17 protein-coding genes are annotated in these 17,099 nt (G+C 51.9%); 8 read left to right on the forward strand and 9 right to left on the reverse strand.

All coding sequences use genetic code 11. The features are described 5' to 3' along the window. Positions 1–7: 7 nt before the first annotated feature. Positions 8–571 carry an endonuclease SmrB gene (gene smrB, locus C5610_RS04435; RefSeq protein WP_105306091.1) on the reverse strand — a complete coding sequence of 188 codons (564 nt, stop codon included), beginning with the start codon at positions 569–571 and terminating at the stop codon, positions 8–10. A gap of 81 nt (positions 572–652) precedes the next feature. On the opposite strand from smrB, the gene prmB reads away from it, so the two are divergent. From prmB to C5610_RS04460, 5 genes are read left to right on the forward strand one after another with little or no spacing between them, the layout of a single operon-like run. After that, positions 653–1,576, forward strand: coding sequence for a 50S ribosomal protein L3 N(5)-glutamine methyltransferase (gene prmB / locus C5610_RS04440; protein WP_105306092.1), 924 nt, complete (start codon positions 653–655; stop codon positions 1,574–1,576). Next, on the forward strand, positions 1,566–2,648 hold the full coding sequence (gene aroC, locus C5610_RS04445) for a chorismate synthase (protein ID WP_105306093.1): 1,083 nt from the start codon (positions 1,566–1,568) through the stop codon (positions 2,646–2,648). Before prmB ends, aroC begins: the two co-directional genes overlap by 11 nt. Beyond that, a complete protein-coding gene (locus C5610_RS04450) occupies positions 2,620–3,201 on the forward strand; it encodes an elongation factor P hydroxylase (protein ID WP_316042297.1) in 582 nt (193 codons plus the stop codon). Before aroC ends, C5610_RS04450 begins: the two co-directional genes overlap by 29 nt. Positions 3,202–3,213: 12 nt before the next feature. Next, positions 3,214–3,345 (forward strand): entericidin A/B family lipoprotein, encoded by a 132-nt coding sequence (locus tag C5610_RS04455; protein WP_105306095.1) that lies wholly within the window; start codon positions 3,214–3,216, stop codon positions 3,343–3,345. Beyond that, complete coding sequence (locus tag C5610_RS04460) at positions 3,345–4,484, forward strand: ATP-NAD kinase family protein (protein ID WP_105306096.1); 1,140 nt, start codon at positions 3,345–3,347, stop codon at positions 4,482–4,484. The genes C5610_RS04455 and C5610_RS04460 overlap by 1 nt, the downstream gene beginning before the upstream one ends. Here C5610_RS04460 and C5610_RS04465 read toward each other — a convergent pair. Next, positions 4,481–4,801, reverse strand: a complete 321-nt coding sequence (locus C5610_RS04465) for a 2Fe-2S iron-sulfur cluster-binding protein (RefSeq protein ID WP_105306097.1) — start codon at positions 4,799–4,801, stop codon at positions 4,481–4,483. The genes C5610_RS04460 and C5610_RS04465 overlap by 4 nt on opposite strands. 120 nt (positions 4,802–4,921) lie before the next feature. Here C5610_RS04465 and C5610_RS04470 point away from each other — a divergent pair, with 120 nt between their 5' ends. After that, positions 4,922–6,214, forward strand: a complete 1,293-nt coding sequence (locus C5610_RS04470; RefSeq protein ID WP_316042306.1) for an NCS2 family permease — start codon at positions 4,922–4,924, stop codon at positions 6,212–6,214. Between the two features lie 7 nt (positions 6,215–6,221). Then, positions 6,222–6,707 carry a xanthine phosphoribosyltransferase gene (gpt, locus tag C5610_RS04475; RefSeq protein ID WP_105306099.1) on the forward strand — a complete coding sequence of 162 codons (486 nt, stop codon included), beginning with the start codon at positions 6,222–6,224 and terminating at the stop codon, positions 6,705–6,707. Between the two features lie 129 nt (positions 6,708–6,836). Here the strand turns inward: gpt and C5610_RS04480 are convergent, their stop codons facing one another. Together C5610_RS04480 and tsaA are read right to left on the reverse strand one after the other, a co-directional pair. Beyond that, on the reverse strand, positions 6,837–8,540 hold the full coding sequence (locus C5610_RS04480) for a proline--tRNA ligase (RefSeq protein WP_105306100.1): 1,704 nt from the start codon (positions 8,538–8,540) through the stop codon (positions 6,837–6,839). Between the two features lie 105 nt (positions 8,541–8,645). Continuing rightward, positions 8,646–9,374, reverse strand: a complete 729-nt coding sequence (tsaA, locus tag C5610_RS04485) for a tRNA (N6-threonylcarbamoyladenosine(37)-N6)-methyltransferase TrmO (RefSeq protein ID WP_105306101.1) — start codon at positions 9,372–9,374, stop codon at positions 8,646–8,648. A gap of 155 nt (positions 9,375–9,529) precedes the next feature. Here tsaA and C5610_RS04490 point away from each other — a divergent pair, with 155 nt between their 5' ends. Then, positions 9,530–10,180, forward strand: a complete 651-nt coding sequence (locus C5610_RS04490) for a hypothetical protein (protein WP_105306102.1) — start codon at positions 9,530–9,532, stop codon at positions 10,178–10,180. A gap of 8 nt (positions 10,181–10,188) precedes the next feature. Here the strand turns inward: C5610_RS04490 and rcsF are convergent, their stop codons facing one another. The 5 genes from rcsF to C5610_RS04515 form a co-directional block, all read right to left on the reverse strand. Further along, positions 10,189–10,596: an Rcs stress response system protein RcsF gene (gene rcsF, locus C5610_RS04495; RefSeq protein ID WP_126819202.1), complete on the reverse strand. Its 408-nt coding sequence runs from the start codon at positions 10,594–10,596 to the stop codon at positions 10,189–10,191. Positions 10,597–10,633: 37 nt separating this feature from the next. Beyond that, positions 10,634–11,047, reverse strand: a complete 414-nt coding sequence (locus tag C5610_RS04500) for an H-NS family nucleoid-associated regulatory protein (RefSeq protein ID WP_105306104.1) — start codon at positions 11,045–11,047, stop codon at positions 10,634–10,636. Between the two features lie 194 nt (positions 11,048–11,241). Next, on the reverse strand, positions 11,242–12,888 hold the full coding sequence (locus C5610_RS04505) for an electron transfer flavoprotein-ubiquinone oxidoreductase (RefSeq protein WP_105306105.1): 1,647 nt from the start codon (positions 12,886–12,888) through the stop codon (positions 11,242–11,244). Between the two features lie 16 nt (positions 12,889–12,904). Then, positions 12,905–15,121 (reverse strand): putative bifunctional diguanylate cyclase/phosphodiesterase, encoded by a 2,217-nt coding sequence (locus tag C5610_RS04510; protein ID WP_105306106.1) that lies wholly within the window; start codon positions 15,119–15,121, stop codon positions 12,905–12,907. Positions 15,122–15,153: 32 nt separating this feature from the next. Continuing rightward, positions 15,154–17,097, reverse strand: a complete 1,944-nt coding sequence (locus C5610_RS04515) for an acetoacetate--CoA ligase (protein ID WP_105306107.1) — start codon at positions 17,095–17,097, stop codon at positions 15,154–15,156. Positions 17,098–17,099 lie beyond the last annotated feature (2 nt).

The raw sequence follows: 17,099 nt of genomic DNA on the forward strand, positions 1-17,099 counted from the left end.
ACGGACGTTAGTCGCGCCGCTGGATTAACACCAGAATGGCGGCGTCGCCACCCCATTCTTTGGGTGCCTGATGAAATGCACGCAGCCCCGGATACTGGATCAGCCAGTGCGGTATTTGTTGTTTCAATTTCCCGCTACCATGGCCGTGCATGATTGAGCAACATTCAATCAGCTGTTTTTCGCAGGCCTTAAACATAGCCGCCAATTCCTGCTTTGCGGCTGCCAACGTTAAACCATGCAAGTCGAGTAACATTTCCGGTGCAAAATCACCGCGCCGCAACTGTTTCAGCAGATAATGTGATTCGCCCTCGACGACGTATTTCACGGTACCTTCGGCCACGTAGCCCTGAAACTGATCGGAAAAGAAATCGCTGCTGGCGCGACTGACTTCGGCTTCCGGAAATTGCTGCTGACGACGTTGCTTCTGGCGCACTTTTTGTCGCGCCGGTAACGGCTCGACGGTGTCATTGGTCAGTGTCCGGGTACCTTTAACCGCAGCCCTGAACAAATCGCTGTCGTCCTCGTCCAGCTTGGGCGTAGTTGCTGTTAATGCTTTTTTAAACGAGCTCATGATGGATGATTCTGATGCCTTTTTCGGTTACTCTATCAGTCTAACATAGAAACTCAGATAATCTGTTAACCGGAGACGCCGTTGAACCCAACGATATTAGACCATGCCCTGCAAGACCTGCACAGCATCGACGATCTGTTACGCTGGAGCGTCAGCCAAATGATCGCGCAACAACTTTATTTTGGCCATGGCAATGCCAACGCAGTAGAAGAAGCTCGTGTGTTGCTTGGTCATGTTACTCAGCTAACGCCTGACGAGTTGCTCGATGCGCGCCATTGTCGCTTAACCCGTGACGAAAAGTCTGCCTATCTGGAGTTGTTAAAGCAGCGCATCGAATTGCGTAAACCTGCCGCTTATCTCATTCATCAGGCATGGTTTGCCGGCTTACCGTTTTATGTCGATGAACGGGTACTGGTGCCGCGTTCACCGATGGCCGAGCTGATTGAACAGGGCTTCCAACCCTGGTTGCAACACCAGCCGCAACGGATTCTTGATCTCTGTACCGGCAGTGGCTGCATTGCCATCGCCTGTGCGTATGCGTTCCCGGAAGCACAGGTGGATGCCACTGATGTGTCCACCGATGCGCTGTTGGTGGCAGAGCAAAATATTGCAGAACATGGCCTTGAACAACAAGTCATCCCATTGGCATCGGATGTGTTTGATGGCATCCAGGGCGAGCGCTATGACCTTATCGTCAGCAATCCGCCGTACGTGGACGCCGATGATATGGCTGATCTGCCGGATGAGTACCACCACGAACCAGAACTGGGTCTTGCGGCCGGCGATGATGGTCTGGAGCTGGTTGATAAAATGCTGTTGCAGGCCGCCGATCACCTGACCGAGCACGGCTTATTCTTTTGTGAAGTCGGAAACTCGATGCCGGCGTTAAACGAAAAGTATCCGGAAACGCCGTTTGTCTGGGTTGAGTTTGAACGCGGCGGCGACGGCGTCTTTGTGCTGTCAAAACAACAACTGGAAGCGCATCGGAGTCGTTATGGCGGGTAGCAGCTTTGGCGAATTATTTCGCGTCAGCACCTTTGGTGAAAGTCATGGAGCGGCGCTGGGTGCCGTGGTTGATGGCTGTCCACCGGGGCTGGCGCTGTGCGAGGCTGATATTCAGCAAGCGCTGGATCGGCGCCGGCCCGGCAATAACCGTTACACGACGGCACGGCGTGAGCCGGATCAGGTGGAAATTCTCTCTGGCGTATTCGAGGGTAAAACCACCGGAACGCCGATTGGCCTGCTGATCCGCAATACCGATCAGCGCAGCCAGGATTACTCGCAGATAAAAGACGCTTTTCGACCAGGGCACGCCGACTATACCTACCAGCATAAATACGGTTTTCGTGACTATCGTGGCGGCGGTCGTTCGTCCGCGCGCGAGACCGCAATGCGTGTGGCAGCCGGTGCGATTGCCGCTAAATTGTTGGCTCAGCAGGGTATCGAAATCCGTGCCGGGCTAACGCAGATGGGCGATATAAAGGCACAGCAGCTGGACTGGACGACGGTCAACGACAATGATTTCTTTTGTCCCGATGCGACGGTTGTCAGTGACTTTGAGCAACTGATACGCAGGTTGCGCAAAGAAGGCGACTCGATTGGCGCAAAAATACACCTGCAGGCGACCGGACTACCACCGGGCTGGGGTGAACCGGTATTCGATCGGCTCGATGCGGATTTGGCCAAAGCGCTGATGAGCATCAACGCGGCCAAAGCGGTTGCCATCGGTGACGGTTTTGCGGTGGTCGCTCAGCGTGGCAGTGAACATCGTGATGAGATGACCCCTGAGGGCTTTTGCTCCAACCATGCCGGGGGTGTGCTTGGTGGTATCAGTACCGGACAGACACTGACCGCGGACGTCGCCTTTAAACCGACATCCAGCATCAGTGTGTCCGGTAAAACCATCGATCGTTTTGGCCAACCGCAGGCGATCATCACCAAAGGCCGGCACGATCCCTGTGTGGGTATCCGCGCGGTACCGATCGTGGAGGCTATGACGGCTTTGGTTCTGGTTGATCATTGGTTAAGGCATCGCGCTCAGAATGCCGATGTCAGCGTGGATACTCCTGTTATCTGATATGCAGCAACCGCATCATTATCAGCAGTTGATTGAGGTCTTTAACCGCTGCTTTAAGGACACCGAGCAAACCATACTGGTGGCCGGTGACGACGAGCCTTATTATTGTCCTGCCGGTCAGCATCAGCGCTATCATCGGGTGGTGTTCGCGCATGGCTTTTATGCGTCGGCATTGCATGAAATCAGCCATTGGTGCATCGCCGGCAAAGTACGCCGGCATATTTTCGATTACGGTTACTGGTATGAACCGGATGGCCGCAACGAACAACAGCAGCGGCAGTTTGAACGTGTGGAGCGAAAGCCGCAGGCACTGGAATGGCTATTCTCATTGTGTGCCGGAGTCCCGTTTCAGGTGAGTGTCGACAACCTCAGTGGTATCGAGGTTGACCGTGCCGCGTTCACGGCCGCGGTAAAAGATCAATTAATCACCTATCACCGTAGTCATATACCGACACGCGCTCAACAATTTGCGCAGGCCTTGTGTCGTTACTACGGTAACCCGTGGCCGTCGTTAACCGAGCTAACGCGGTTACCGACCGTTAATCAAAACTGAAGGAGTGATGCGATGTTACGTCGAACCATGATGTTGTTGTTAGCGCTGAGTGTAGCCGGCTGCGCAACCATTGAGGGGGCCGGCGAGGATCTTGAAGCCGCCGGTGAAGCCATTCAGGAAGAAGCTGAGGAAAATAACGAGTAATGAGCACAAGCCGTTTAGTTGTCGGTTTAATCATCAATCCCTTTGCGGGTGTTGGCGGCTCCGTCGCTCTTAAGGGCAGCGACGGTAAAGCCACCCGCGAACAGGCACTGAAACTTGGCGCAACGCCGAAGGCACAGCAGCGTGTGACGCAGGCGTTGACGCTATTGCAGCCACAGCAGGAGGCGCTCGAATTTGTCACTTGCAGTGGCGCTATGGGCGCCGATGTACTGCGCCAGTTGGGTTTTTCATATCGTACGGTATTTACTCCGGCGGATACTGAAACCAGCGCACAAGACACCCAACAAGCGGTGGCTGCGATCCAGGCGGAGGGCGTTGACCTGCTGTTGTTTGCCGGTGGCGATGGCACCGCGCGGGATGTCTACGAAGTGATCGACGACGAACAGTTGGTGCTTGGCATTCCCGCGGGGGTGAAAATTCATTCGGGCGTTTATGCGGTCAGCCCTAAAGCGGCCGGGCGAGTGGTTGAACGTATTGTTCGCGGCGAGCTCTCAAGCCTTAAGCGCGCCGATGTGATGGACATTGACGAAGCACTGTTTCGGCAGGGCACGGTAAAGGCCAGACGCTATGGCGATATGCTGATACCGGCCGAACTGGAATACGTGCAGGCGGTAAAAATGGGCGGTATTGAAAGCGATGAGCTGGTGCTCGCCGATATCGCCGCCGAAGTGATCGAGCGCGTCGATGACGAGTACTTAGTGATGGGTTCAGGCTCAACCGTGGCCGCGGTGATGGAAGAAATGGGGCTTGAGAACACGTTACTCGGCGTTGATTTGGTGCATGATCAGCAACTGCTTGGCAGTGACTTAACTGAGCAACAGTTGTATCAGCAAGTGGCTAACATCGAACCCGGTAAGGTGAAACTGGTGATCACCGTCATCGGTGGCCAGGGGCATGTTCTGGGTCGTGGTAACCAACAGCTCAGCCCTCGGATCCTGCGACATATTGGGCGTGAAAACGTCTGGTTGGTAGCAACCAAAAGTAAGCTGGAATCGCTACAGGGGCGGCCACTGTTATTGGATAGCGGTGATGAAACGCTCGACCAGGAATGGTCGGGACTGATTGCGGTCATCACCGGTTATCATGATGAAGTCTTAGTGCGGTTGCAGGGCGTCGCTTAGAACTGTGACTTTGGCAAGTGCACGACCAGCCCGTCCAACGCTTCGGTAAGCTCGATCTGGCAGCTTAGACGGCTGTTGTCTTTTGGTTCTATTGCCATATCGAGCATATCTTCTTCCTGCTCAGACGCCGGCTCAAGTTTGTCGAGCCATTTTTCATCGACATAACAGTGGCAGGTGGCGCAGGACAGCACGCCACCGCACTCGCCGACGATACCATCAATAAAATTGTCGACAGCGACTTCCATGACGTTGGTGCCGGCTTCGGCTTCTGCTTCAAACTGATTGCCATCAGCATCGATAAAATAAACAGTCGGCATAGCTCTCTCTTTCGTTCAAACTTTGGGCCGAATAGGATAGAATACGCCGCTTCTTATGACAACGCCATTTTCCGGGAATCGTTCATGAAGCAAGCGCAAACTTCCTCTTCTTCGACGGGATTGCTTGAGCGTCTATTTAAAATTAACGCACAGGGCAGTTCGGTCAAATCAGAAATCATTGGTGGTATCACCACCTTTCTAACCATGGCCTACATCATTTTCGTCAACCCCTCGATTTTAAGCGAGACCGGGATGGATTATGGTGCGGTCTTTGTCGCGACCTGTCTGGCGGCCGCCATTGGCTGTCTGGTGATGGGGCTGTGGGCAAATTATCCGGTGGCGCTGGCGCCGGGCATGGGATTAAACGCGTTTTTTACGTACACCGTGGTGTTTGGCATGGGTTATACCTGGCAAACGGCGTTAGGCGCGGTCTTTTTCTCCGGCATCATCTTTTTCCTGCTGTCGGCGTTTCGTATCCGTGAATGGATCATCAAATCCATCCCGACCACATTGCGGTTGGCCATTGCTGCAGGCATTGGCGCATTCCTGGCGCTGATTGGCCTGAAAAATGCCAACATCATTGTCGCCAGTGACGCGACCATGGTGGCACTGGGGGATTTAGGGGATACCTCGGTGTTGTTAGCCGCAGCCGGGTTTTTCCTCATCATTGGCTTGGTAGCGCGCCAAGTGCAGGGCGCCGCACTGATCAGTATTTTGCTGATTTCGGTGATTGCGGTCACGCTGGGGCTGGTGGATTACAACGGTCTGGTTTCCATGCCTCCGTCGCTGGCACCGACCTTTATGCAGATGGATATCGCAGCGGCGTTTGATCTGGGTATGTTGTCGGTGATTTTTGCCTTTCTATTCGTCGACTTATTTGACACCTCTGGTACCTTATTGGCCGTTGCTCAACGCGCCGGCATCGCCAAGCCGGGGGGCGAGATGCCGCGCTTAGAAAAAGCGTTGATGGCGGACAGCACGGCGACGGTGGCAGGCTCGATCATGGGCACATCAACCACGACCAGCTACATTGAGTCGGCGGCGGGTGTTGCTTCCGGTGGCAAAACCGGCCTAGCGGCGGTAACGGTGGCGGTGCTGTTTTTGCTGGCGATGTTTTTTGCACCGCTGGCCGGCATGATTCCTCCGTATGCGACGGCCGGTGCCATCATTTATGTCGCCGTATTGATGCTGTTCACGCTTAAGGACGTCGCCTGGGAGGACATTACCGAGGCCGCACCGGTGGCCGTGGTGTTATTAATGACGCCGTTGACGTACTCCATTGCCGACGGCATCGCGTTAGGGTTTATCAGTTACGTCGTGGTAAAATTGTTGGCCGGTCGCTACCAGGATTTAAATCCCAGCGTGGTGATTCTGGGCTTACTGTTTATCGCTAAATTCATTTGGTTAGGATAGAAACATTATGGGATGGCACTCGAATAAAGAATTCTTTGTTTCCTGGGAAGAACTGCACCGCGCAACGAAAGAACTGGCACGTCGTCAGTTACCAGCCGAGCAGTATCAAGGCGTTATCGCCGTCAGCCGCGGTGGTTTGGTGCCTGCAGCCATTATTGCCCGTGAACTGAATTTACGGACGGTCGATTGTGTGTCGGTCAGTTCATACGACCATAACGAACAACGAGATGATTTGAACCTGCTGAAAGACGTAACCGCTACGGAAGACGGTGAAGGTTTCCTGGTGGTTGACGATCTGGTCGATACCGGTAATACCCTTAAGTTTTTGCGTCAACGTCTGCCGAAAGCCAAGTTTATTACGGTTTATGCTAAGCCGGCAGGCATGGAACTGGTTGACGATTACGTTGCTGATTTGGAGCAGGATACCTGGATTCACTTTCCGTGGGATATGCATTTGCACTACGTTGAGCCGTTGGCCGGCCAAGAAAGTTAATCTGCACTTTCGTCAGTGTTTGGGTAACCCGTGTTTAGGTAACCCTTGCTTAGATAATCAACGTTCAAACAACAAAAAACGGAGCCTATTATGGCTCCGTTTTTTTAGCTCGACAGCAGCGCCCGGCGATTAAGCCAACTGCTGCTGCAGGTGGCTTACCACGTCGTCAATGCTTAGCTTGATCTTGTTACCGTCTTTACGCGCCTGGTACTCGACCATGCCGTCATCGAGGTTACGCTCGCCAATGACCACCTGATGCGGTATGCCAATTAACTCCATGTCGGTAAACATCACGCCGGGGCGTTCTTTGCGATCATCAAACAGCACATCAACACCGGCATCAAGCAGGCTTTGATAGAGTTTTTCAGCCGTTTCCTGTACCCGTGCAGACTTGTGCATGTTCATCGGGATCAACACCACCTGGAACGGTGCCAGGTTGTTCGGCCATTTGATGCCTCGTTCGTCGTGATGCTGCTCGATAGCGGCGGCAACAATCCGTGATACGCCAATGCCGTAACAACCCATGGTCAGGGTTTCGTGCTTGCCGGTTTCGGACAGCACGCCAACTTTCATTGCGTCACTGTATTTTTTACCCAACTGGAAGATGTGACCAACTTCGATACCACGGGCAATTTTTAACTGACCGTTACCGCAAGGGCTTGGGTCACCTTCTACCACGTTACGGATATCCACGGTTGCGGTGATGCTGGCATCACGATCCCAGTTAACACCGGTCAACCAGACACCGTTTTCGCTGCTACCACAGGCAAAATCGGCCAAATGAGCGGCGCTGTGATCGACCAATACCGCGCCGTCAAAGTTAACCGGCCCCAGAAATGCCGGATGAATGCCGTGGGCTTTGTGGCTGTCAACCAACACCAACGGACTGGCAACCGCCGGGTGTTTCTCGGCCTTGATGGTGTTCAGTTCATGATCGGCTCGCACCGCCAACAGCACATACTCGGCGTCGATGTCGTCACTGGCTTCGGCAATATAGCACTTTACGGCCTGTTGGGTTTCTACCGACAAAGGTTGCAGCAGTGCCGCTAAATCGTCCCCTTTGACCTCGTGGCGTTGCATCTCCATGCTGGCTTTGGCACGCTCGCCGGTTGGTGGCAGCGCTTCCGCCATTTCAACGTTAGCGGCATAATCCGAACCGTCGGAGAACGCGATGGCGTCTTCGCCGGAGCTGGCCAGTACATGGAATTCGTGTGACGAGTGGCCACCAATGGAGCCGGTATCGGCGATCACTGGGCGATAATCCAGACCTAAGCGTTCAAAGATGCGGCAATAGGCCTGATACATCTGGTCATAAGCTTGTTGTAAGGATTCTTGTGACAGATGGAAGGAATAGGCGTCTTTCATTAAAAATTCACGCGCCCGCATGACCCCGAAACGCGGGCGAATTTCGTCGCGGAACTTGGTTTGAATTTGGAATAAGGTCAACGGCAGTTGTTTGTAACTGCTGATTTCCTTACGCACCAGCTCACTGATAATTTCTTCGTGAGTAGGGCCCAGCAGAAAGTCACGCTGGTTACGGTCCTTAAGGCGCAACAGTTCCGGGCCATAATCGTCCCAGCGACCGGATTCCTGCCATAAGTCGGCTGGCTGTACCATCGGCATCAAAATTTCCAATGCGTTGATGGCTTCCATTTCTTCACGCACAACTTTCTCTACTTTACGCAGCACGCGTAAACCACTGGGCGTCCAGGTATACAAACCGGCTGCCACCTTGCGGATCATACCCGCACGTAGCATCAGTTGGTGGCTGACGATTTCTGCGTCAGACGGGGTTTCCTTTAAAGTCGACAGTAAATATTGGCTGCTGCGCATGATGTCACAATCTCATGTTAATTAACCCGAAAAATCAGGGCGAAGTTTAACAGTGTCTGCCCAATGTCAAAAGTACTTTTAAAAAACAGTCGTTTGTCCTGCTGCTCAATCGTGGTCGCCTGTGATGGCGGTTACCCACAGTTGTTGATCACGGACATGCCAGTGGACATCAAGATCGTATAAACGGCTGGCATAACGCTTATCGGGGTTTTTGCTGGCATGATAGGCAGGGCGCGGATCCTGACTGAGCACTTCAACCAACACGGCGCCAAGTTCCGGGCGTAACTGTTGATGCTCGCTCAGTTGTAGACGAGCCTGGTCGGTAAAATGCACTGACAGCGGCGCTGGTTTTGCCTGGGCGAATTCACTGCGGGCGTCGGGTAGACAGTCGACATAAGGAACGTAAGGTTTGATGTCCATGATCGGTGTCTGGTCCAGTAGGTCGGCTCCGGCCACCACTAAGGCGACCTCTGGCTCGCGCACCACCTCAACCAACTTCACCACAGATAAACCAATGTTATTGGGACGGAACGGCGAGCGGGTGGCAAACACGCCCATGCTTTTGTTGCCGCCCAGCCGCGGTGGCCGTACTCGCTCACGCCAGCCGTGATCACGGTGTTGATTGAATTCAAACAGCAGCCATAGGTGAGAGTGCTGCTCGATACCCTGGATGCTGGCAAGGTGATCAAAGTCACCGGTAAATTCAATGCGGGCCGTCACCGACGGTGCCAAGCCCGGTTGTCGGGGAATACTGAATTTATCAGGGAACGGCGTACGAATGAGCGCAATCGGTTGCAAGGGATCACCTGCACAGTAAGTGAGTAAATTCGCCATATTTTAACCTAAATGGCTAATCCTGTAATGGCAGAATAAAAAGATGTTTCCATAAGGCATTGATTATATTGAATAAATAAAAATGGCACGGGCTTTGCTCAAACCTTTTTGTGAGTAACAGCGACTAATTAAAAAAAACAAAAGGAATACAGACTATGTTTAAGCAAAAAGTATGGCCTATCGCAATTGGTTTGGTTGGCTTAGTGACATTGAGTTCAGCCGCTTGTGCCAAAGATGAAGTCACTCATGAGCACCAATTCAGTGTCAGTTCAGTAACCGAGCTGTCTATTGATAATGCGGTTGGTGAAATTGAGTTTGTCCGTGGCGACAGTGATCAGTTACTGGTTGAGTTAACCATTAGAGAAACCGACGATGGCTTCTTTTACGGCGGTGGCGATATTTACTCGGTTGAACTGGTGAGTGATCGTTCCGGCGATGACTTGAACCTGTCTATTGAGCCGAACGAAGATGTTCAGGTTAACTGGCGCATTACCTTGCCACAGGTGGCGAGTCTGGAAGTGGATATGGGCGTCGGTGAAATTCATGGTGAAATTTACACCACGGACAGTCGCTTTGACCTCGGTGTCGGGGAACTGGATTTAACCCTGTATGGTGATGATATTGCCCGCATCAGTGCCGATGCCGGTATTGGTGAAACTTCGATTAAGGGGTTTGCCAACGGCGAGAGCAGTACCACCCGCGCCATTGTCAGCTCTGAATCTGACGCGCGCGGTCAGGGACGCTATCGGGTCAGTGCTGATGTTGGAGTCGGTGAAGCCAGTTTCCGAGTACGCGGCTTAAAGTAAGCCGCGCATCAATCGGTTAATAATACCGCTTTGCCAAAACAGCTGACTTGCGTATAACACTGCGAGTCCGCTGTTTTTGGTAACTGATAGCACTGATGGTCAATAATCGCCTGAGCGCCGAAGCGGGCAGCGTCTTCTCGTAAAAACTGTAACGCCTGCTGATTGGATGCCGCGGGTTGATCCATGCGCGTTTGGCAACTGTCACCGGTGACCACACTGAGCACTTTAATACCACTTCGTTGTGACGGTTGCAGCAACTCGATGTCGTCAGGGTTGCTAACCCGTGCTTGTGGATGCTGACCTGTAACGGCTGCACCACCGACGTCAAAGGGACTTTGCCAGGTTAATTCGGCGCAGCCGCTGGTGAGCAACGTGAACAATCCACACAGGCTTATTGTTGTTATTCGCTTATTCATCGCTTAGCGCTATCAGTCCTGTCCAGGGAAGGTCGTATTAGCGTATCAGAAAGTCTTGCAATGGACGACCATTGTCAACGGCTTTTTGTAACGCTTTCGGCATCCGGCCTTGACCCGTCCAAGTCTTACGCTCACCATTTTCGTCAGTAAATTCATACTTCGGTGGCTTTGGTGCACGTTTCTGCTTTGTCTTTTTCAATACTTCGCCGCCGATTTCCTCTTCCAGAATATCCGAGATATCAATACCGGCTTCTTGCATAGTGCGTTTTAACTCAGCAATTTTTTCTTTTTTCTTTTGCCGCTCTTGTTCCAATTCCGCTTCTTCTTGTTCGCGTTTCTTAACAACATTATCCAGTTTGGTCTGAATATCCTTTAACTCACTGATGCTTAATTCTTTAAGTGCGGCATTTAAACGGCGTTCGTGACTAATAATGTTAATAAAGTCGCTCATGGTTTTTCCTTTAATGAAAGTTCAATCTATATTGTAGCTAAAATATAGCGTCATATTTTATATTACAAAAACTAAGCGATATTCTACAGAAACTTTAAAAATACGATATATATTACAAATGGATAGTAAAAACATGAATAGAATGATCAAAAAAGGCGAGTCCTGATGGACTCGCCTTTTTCATTTGTTGCTCTTTACATATTAGGGTAAGTCGGGCCACCGCCTCCTTCAGGGGTAACCCAGGTGATATTCTGCGACGGATCTTTGATGTCACAGGTTTTACAGTGAATACAGTTTTGGGCATTAATTTTAAATACCTCTTTGCCGTCCTCTTCGACAACCTCGTAAACGCCGGCAGGGCAGTAGCGCTGTGCGGGTTCAGCGTATTCAGGTAAATTAACCGTAAGAGGAATATCGGCGTCTTTCAACTGCAAATGACAGGGTTGATCTTCCGCATGGTTAGTATTTGATAAAAATACCGATGACAAACGATCAAACGTTAATTTGTTATCCGGTTTAGGATAATCAATGGGTGAATAGTTCGCCGCTTTACCGGTGCATTTGTAATCGGGCGTCCATTCTTTAAATTTAAAGGGTAATTTACCACCGAAAATATTTTGGTCGAGGACATTATAAGCGCCACCTAAGGTGGTACCGAACTTATGAATGGCGCCACCGAAGTTGCGCGAGCGATACAACTCATCAAACGCCCAGGATTGTTCGAAAGCACTGGCATAGTTGGTTAAATCGGTGTGCTGTTGGTCATTTTGCAGCGCGTCAAAAATGGTTTCAGCGGCAATCATGCCCGATTTCATGGCCGTGTGGTTGCCTTTAATTTTGGCAAAATTCAGGGTTCCGGCATTACAGCCAACCATTAATCCGCCCGGGAAGGTCATTTTCGGCAAGGAATAATAACCGCCTTTAGCAATAGCTCGTGCGCCATAGCTCACGCGCTTACCCTTTTCCAATACCGCTTTAATGGCCGGGTGAGTTTTAAAGCGCTGAAATTCCTGGAACGGATTTAAATAGGGGTTTTTATAATTTAAATCGATGATTAAACCGACGTAGACCTGGCCATCTTCCGCGTGGTACAGGTAGCCGCCGCCAGAGCCGTTGTCAGCCAATGGCCAACCGGCGGTATGCACAACTTTACCGGCTTCATGAACGTCCGCAGGAACGTCCCAAATTTCTTTAAAACCAATACCGTAATGTTGTGGTGTCGAGTCTTTATCCAGCTCAAATTTTTGAATCAGTTGTTTGCCCAAGTGACCACGGCAGCCTTCGGCAAAAATGGTGTATTTTGCCCGCAGTTCCATGCCCGGCATGTAACCGTCTTTCTCTGAACCGTCGGCGGCCACACCCATATCACCGGTTTGAATACCGGCAACACTGCCATCGTCGTTGTAAAGGATCTCGCTGGCGGCAAAGCCAGGGAAGATTTCAACACCTAACTGCTCGGCCTGCTCGGCCAGCCAGCGGCAGATATTGCCCATACTGACGATATAATTGCCTTGGTTATGAAAGGTTTTAGGAACCGCAAAACCAGGGATTTGAGAGGCGGTTTGCTCATCTTTCAGCAATAAAATCTCATCGCCTGTGACCGGCGTATTGAGCGGCGCTCCTTTTTCTTTCCAGTCCGGAAACAGCTCGTTCATGGCGCGGGGTTCGAACACCGCGCCAGACAGGATGTGCGCGCCGATATCGGCGCCTTTCTCAACCACGCAGATCATCAGTTCCTGGTCGTTGTCCTGCGCTAACTGGCCAAGACGGCAAGCTGTCGCCAGGCCTGATGGGCCGGCGCCCACAATCACGACATCAAAGTCCATGCTTTCGCGTTCCACAATAACCTCCCGTTCACTAGGCAATCTGTATAGGGATCAGCCCGTGATAATTTTCCAGTAATTCGGTAATGTTTTCTGCCGACAGAGGGCGGCTAAACAGGTAGCCCTGGCCAATGCCGCATTCCCGGCTCATTAAGAAATCCACCTGATCCGGTGTTTCAATACCTTCAGCGACCAGTTGGATGTTTAAGTTTTTCGCTAAATTAATGATGGTCTGGACGATAACGGCATCGTCTTCGTTATCCGGTAAATCGTTGATAAACGAACGGTCAATTTTCAGCGACGTGACCGGAAAGTTTTTCAGGTAGGACAACGACGAATAACCGACACCAAAATCGTCGATCGCCAGACTGATGCCGTTTTCGCGTATCGCGTGCATAAAGTGCGTATGCGATTGGATGTTTTCGATAAAGACCTGTTCTGTCAGCTCCAGCTCGATGCGATCGGCCGGCACCTGCGCGGCATGAACCGTATTCATGATGTCGTCGACTAAGTGCGGCAAGTGCAACTGTTTGCCGGAGATATTAATCGCCATGGTAAGGTCATCAAAACCGAGCTTGTGCCAATGATGCAACTGTTTACAGGCTTCTTTAAGCACGAATTCTGACAGTGGAATGATCAGCCCGGTGTCTTCGGCAATGGGGATGAATTTGTCCGGCCCGACAACGGTGCCATCTTCCTGGATCCAGCGAACCAGCGCTTCCATACCGACGATACGGTGGCTGAGCAGCTCCACTTTGGGCTGGTAATAGACCACCAATTCTTCATTTTCTACCGCGTAGCGGAGTTGTTTTACCAGCTCGAGTTTCTTCGCCAAATCACGGTGTACGGCCTTATTGTATAAGTGATAGGTATTGCGGCCGTTATCTTTCGCCTGATAAAGGGCGGTGTCGGCATTACGGATTAAATATTCCGCATTAAAATCGGCGTCCTCGGCGAAGGCGATGCCGATGGATGCACTGATGAACAATTCGTAATCATCGACAAAGAAATGCGAATCGAGCGCTTTCAGCAACTGTGCGGTCAGATCCAGTACCTGTTGACGATTATCCGGTTGCATCAGCGCCAGCAGGAACTCATCCCCACCGGAGCGCGCCAGACGGCTGTTGTTCGGCGCCAGCTTACTGATACGCCGTGCCACCCGTCGCAGTAGCTCGTCACCAACGGTGTGGCCGAGCGCGTCATTGACTTCTTTAAAACGATCCAAATCGATAAAGAGGATCGCGGTATTGGCGCTTTTTTCGTTATCCTGTAGGTGTTCCGAGAGTATCCGCATCAGCGCGTTACGGTTAATCAGATTGGTCAGCGAGTCGTGCTCGGCCAGATACGCCATCTGTTTTTCGATGCGCTCGCGCTCGTCAATCTCGGTATAAAGTTCGATGTTGGCATCGGCCAGTTGCTGGGCTTTGTAGCGGCTTTGTGCGAGGATAAAAATCACAAACGTCAGCATCGCGGTAATCAACAACCCGGCCAGTAAAATCGCTACCGACACGCCACCCCGTAATTTCGCCAGTTTTTCCGCAGTCAGCCAGATGGTCAGTTGCCAGCTGTTACCCAGTAACTGCAGGTCGCGCTGTTCGCTCCAGCTTTGCTGCAGACTGATGTCACCGGCAAACTGATAGAGGGTTTGGTCGTCGTGACTGAGTGACAGTTGGAAGCCTTCCGAAATGTTGCCGCGAATGACATTATTGAGCAGATCCTGCATGCTGATGATCAACCCCAGGAAGCCACGCTTATTATCGCTTTCCAGCCGTGCGAACATCGCCACATCGCTGCTCAGGCGGCCCAGATTGCCGGCTTCGCCGACCATTGCATGACGGTTACCGGAGGAGGACTGTAACGTCGTCAGCAGATCCGACTCACGGAATTTGGTGCCCAGTAACTGGGGCTGCCGACTGGGCGGGTAAAAACGTTTAATGGTTAAATCGGGGCTAAGCCAGACTAACCCGTGCACGCTTTGATAATACAATGAGATCAATTCCGCGTCGCGCTGCCAGCTCTGTGCTATCGATTGCGGGCTCTGCTCCCATTCGCGAGCCAGTAACTCGGTGGCGAACAAATGGGCGGTCATATTCTGGCGAATCTCGCGCTGAATATTAAAGGCCTCGGTTTGTAACGCCTCCCTTGCGGTCAGGTTTTCTTCGTGGCGTAAATAGCCAAATGCAGCGAGTGACAGAATCACGCCTGCACAGGCTGTCAGCAGAACTTGTTTTGCGCCTGGAAATAATGTCATAACGGCCTTTCTGGGCTAGTTACTACAGCGCTTCATGACAACTCGGGGCGGTCACGAAATTCATCGAGTGCCTCCGGGTTGGCCAGAGCATCGGTATTCTTAACCGGCTCGCCGTGAATGACATTGCGAACCGCTAATTCGACAATCTTACCACTGATAGTGCGCGGTATGTCACGCACTTGCAAAATAATAGCGGGAACATGGCGTGGTGTCGCATTAGCGCGGATGGTTTTTTTAATCTGTTGGCGCAGTTCGTCGTCAAGGGTGATGCCGTCGCGCAGTTTTACAAACAGAATTACGCGCTCGTCGTCTTCGTATTGTTGGCCAACGGCAATGCTTTCCAGCACCGCGTCGACTTTTTCAACCTGACGATAGATTTCTGCGGTACCAATACGAACCCCACCGGGGTTTAACACCGCATCGGAACGGCCGTAAATGATCACTCCGTCGTGCTCGGTCAGCTCGGCAAAGTCGCCGTGCGCCCAGGTGTTATTAAAACGAGCAAAATAAGCGTTAAAGTAGCGTTTGCCGTCGTCGTCATTCCAAAAGCCGACCGGCATACAAGGGAACGAGTTTTCACAAACCAGTTCACCTTTTTCACCGCTGACCGGCTGCCCGTCTTCATTGTAGACATTAACCGCCAGCCCCAGCCCCCGACACTGTAGCTCACCGCGATAAACCGGCAGAATAGGGCAGCCTAAGGCGAAACAGGAAATGATGTCAGTCCCCCCGGAAATCGAGGACAGACAGACATCTTTCTTAATATCGCGGTAGACATAATCAAAACTTTCCGGCGGTAGCACCGAACCCGTGGTCAAAATGCTACGCAATGACTCCAGTTGATGCGATTCGCGGGGCTTCACGCCCGCTTTTTCCAATGCCGCTAAATATTTGGCGCTGGTACCGAACACACTGATGTTCTCTTCATCGGCGACGTCCCAGAGAAATTCAGGCTGGGGCGCAAACGGTGAGCCGTCAAACAGCACCAGGGTGGCGCCGTGCGCCAAACCACTGACCAGCCAGTTCCACATCATCCAGCCACAGGTGGTGAAGTAAAACAGCGTGTCTTCGGCAGCTAAGTCGGTATGCAGGCCATGTTCTTTAAGATGTTGCAGTAAGGTACCGCCGGCGCCGTGAACGATGCATTTAGGCACGCCGGTGGTGCCCGAAGAAAACATGATGTAAAGCGGGTGATTAAACTCGCTAACGACGAAATCCACGTCACCGGCGTCGTTATCGATAAATCGTTCGTAGGCAATGACTTTGGGGTCGTCAAGCCGATCGGACTGATCACTGAAATTGACCAGCACCAGTTGCTCCACACTCGGTAATTGCGCCAGGATGTCTGCCGTTTTGTCTTTGATGTTGAGGTTTTTGCCGTTGTAGAAGTAACCATCAACGGTGAGCAGCACCTTCGGCTCAACCTGACCGAAGCGATCCAGTACGCCTTGCACACCAAAATCCGGTGAACAGGAGGACCAGATGGCACCAAGGCTGGCGGTGGCCAGCATCGCGACGATGGTTTCGATGGTATTCGGCATCATTGCCGCGACCCGGTCGCCTTTGCTGACACCGCGTTGTTTCAATGCTTCGGCAAAACGCGCGACCTGCAGATAAAGATCGCTGTAACTGAGCTGTCGGCGAGCGCCGTTCTCACCCCGAAACACCAGCGCAACTTTGTCATCACGATGACGCAACAGGTTCTCGGCAAAATTAAGCCGTGCCTCAGGAAACCACTGGGCGCCGGGCAACTTATCCTTGTCCTTAACAAGGGTGTCGCCTTTGTCGCCGATGACATGGAAGTAATCCCAGATCATCGACCAAAAGGTTTCAGTGTTATCCAGTGACCACTGATAAAGATCATGATAATTGGCCAATGCCTGATCGTGATCGCTGTTTACCTGCTGTAGAAAATGCGTCATGTTCGCGTCAGCAATGGTATCGGCTGACGGTTGCCAAAGTTGTTCTGTTGTCATTG

Origin of the sequence: Idiomarina sp. OT37-5b (genome assembly GCF_002968395.1) — a bacterium.
GTDB classification, from domain to species: Bacteria; Pseudomonadota; Gammaproteobacteria; order Enterobacterales; family Alteromonadaceae; genus Idiomarina; species Idiomarina aquatica.

Bases quoted from the DNA above. Each gene is read 5' to 3' on its own strand.
- gpt (WP_105306099.1), top strand. From the start codon at position 6,222: ATGGGATGGCACTCGAATAAAGAATTCTTTGTTTCCTGGGAAGAACTG.
- C5610_RS04465 (WP_105306097.1), bottom strand. From the start codon at position 4,801: ATGCCGACTGTTTATTTTATCGATGCTGATGGCAATCAGTTTGAAGCA.
- C5610_RS04500 (WP_105306104.1), bottom strand. From the start codon at position 11,047: ATGAGCGACTTTATTAACATTATTAGTCACGAACGCCGTTTAAATGCC.
- C5610_RS04480 (WP_105306100.1), bottom strand. From the start codon at position 8,540: ATGCGCAGCAGCCAATATTTACTGTCGACTTTAAAGGAAACCCCGTCT.
- aroC (WP_105306093.1), top strand. From the start codon at position 1,566: ATGGCGGGTAGCAGCTTTGGCGAATTATTTCGCGTCAGCACCTTTGGT.
- C5610_RS04510 (WP_105306106.1), bottom strand. From the start codon at position 15,121: ATGACATTATTTCCAGGCGCAAAACAAGTTCTGCTGACAGCCTGTGCA.
- C5610_RS04460 (WP_105306096.1), top strand. From the start codon at position 3,345: ATGAGCACAAGCCGTTTAGTTGTCGGTTTAATCATCAATCCCTTTGCG.
- tsaA (WP_105306101.1), bottom strand. From the start codon at position 9,374: ATGGCGAATTTACTCACTTACTGTGCAGGTGATCCCTTGCAACCGATT.
- smrB (WP_105306091.1), bottom strand. From the start codon at position 571: ATGAGCTCGTTTAAAAAAGCATTAACAGCAACTACGCCCAAGCTGGAC.
- rcsF (WP_126819202.1), bottom strand. From the start codon at position 10,596: ATGAATAAGCGAATAACAACAATAAGCCTGTGTGGATTGTTCACGTTG.
- C5610_RS04515 (WP_105306107.1), bottom strand. From the start codon at position 17,097: ATGACAACAGAACAACTTTGGCAACCGTCAGCCGATACCATTGCTGAC.
- C5610_RS04490 (WP_105306102.1), top strand. From the start codon at position 9,530: ATGTTTAAGCAAAAAGTATGGCCTATCGCAATTGGTTTGGTTGGCTTA.
- C5610_RS04450 (WP_316042297.1), top strand. From the start codon at position 2,620: ATGTCAGCGTGGATACTCCTGTTATCTGATATGCAGCAACCGCATCAT.
- C5610_RS04455 (WP_105306095.1), top strand. From the start codon at position 3,214: ATGTTACGTCGAACCATGATGTTGTTGTTAGCGCTGAGTGTAGCCGGC.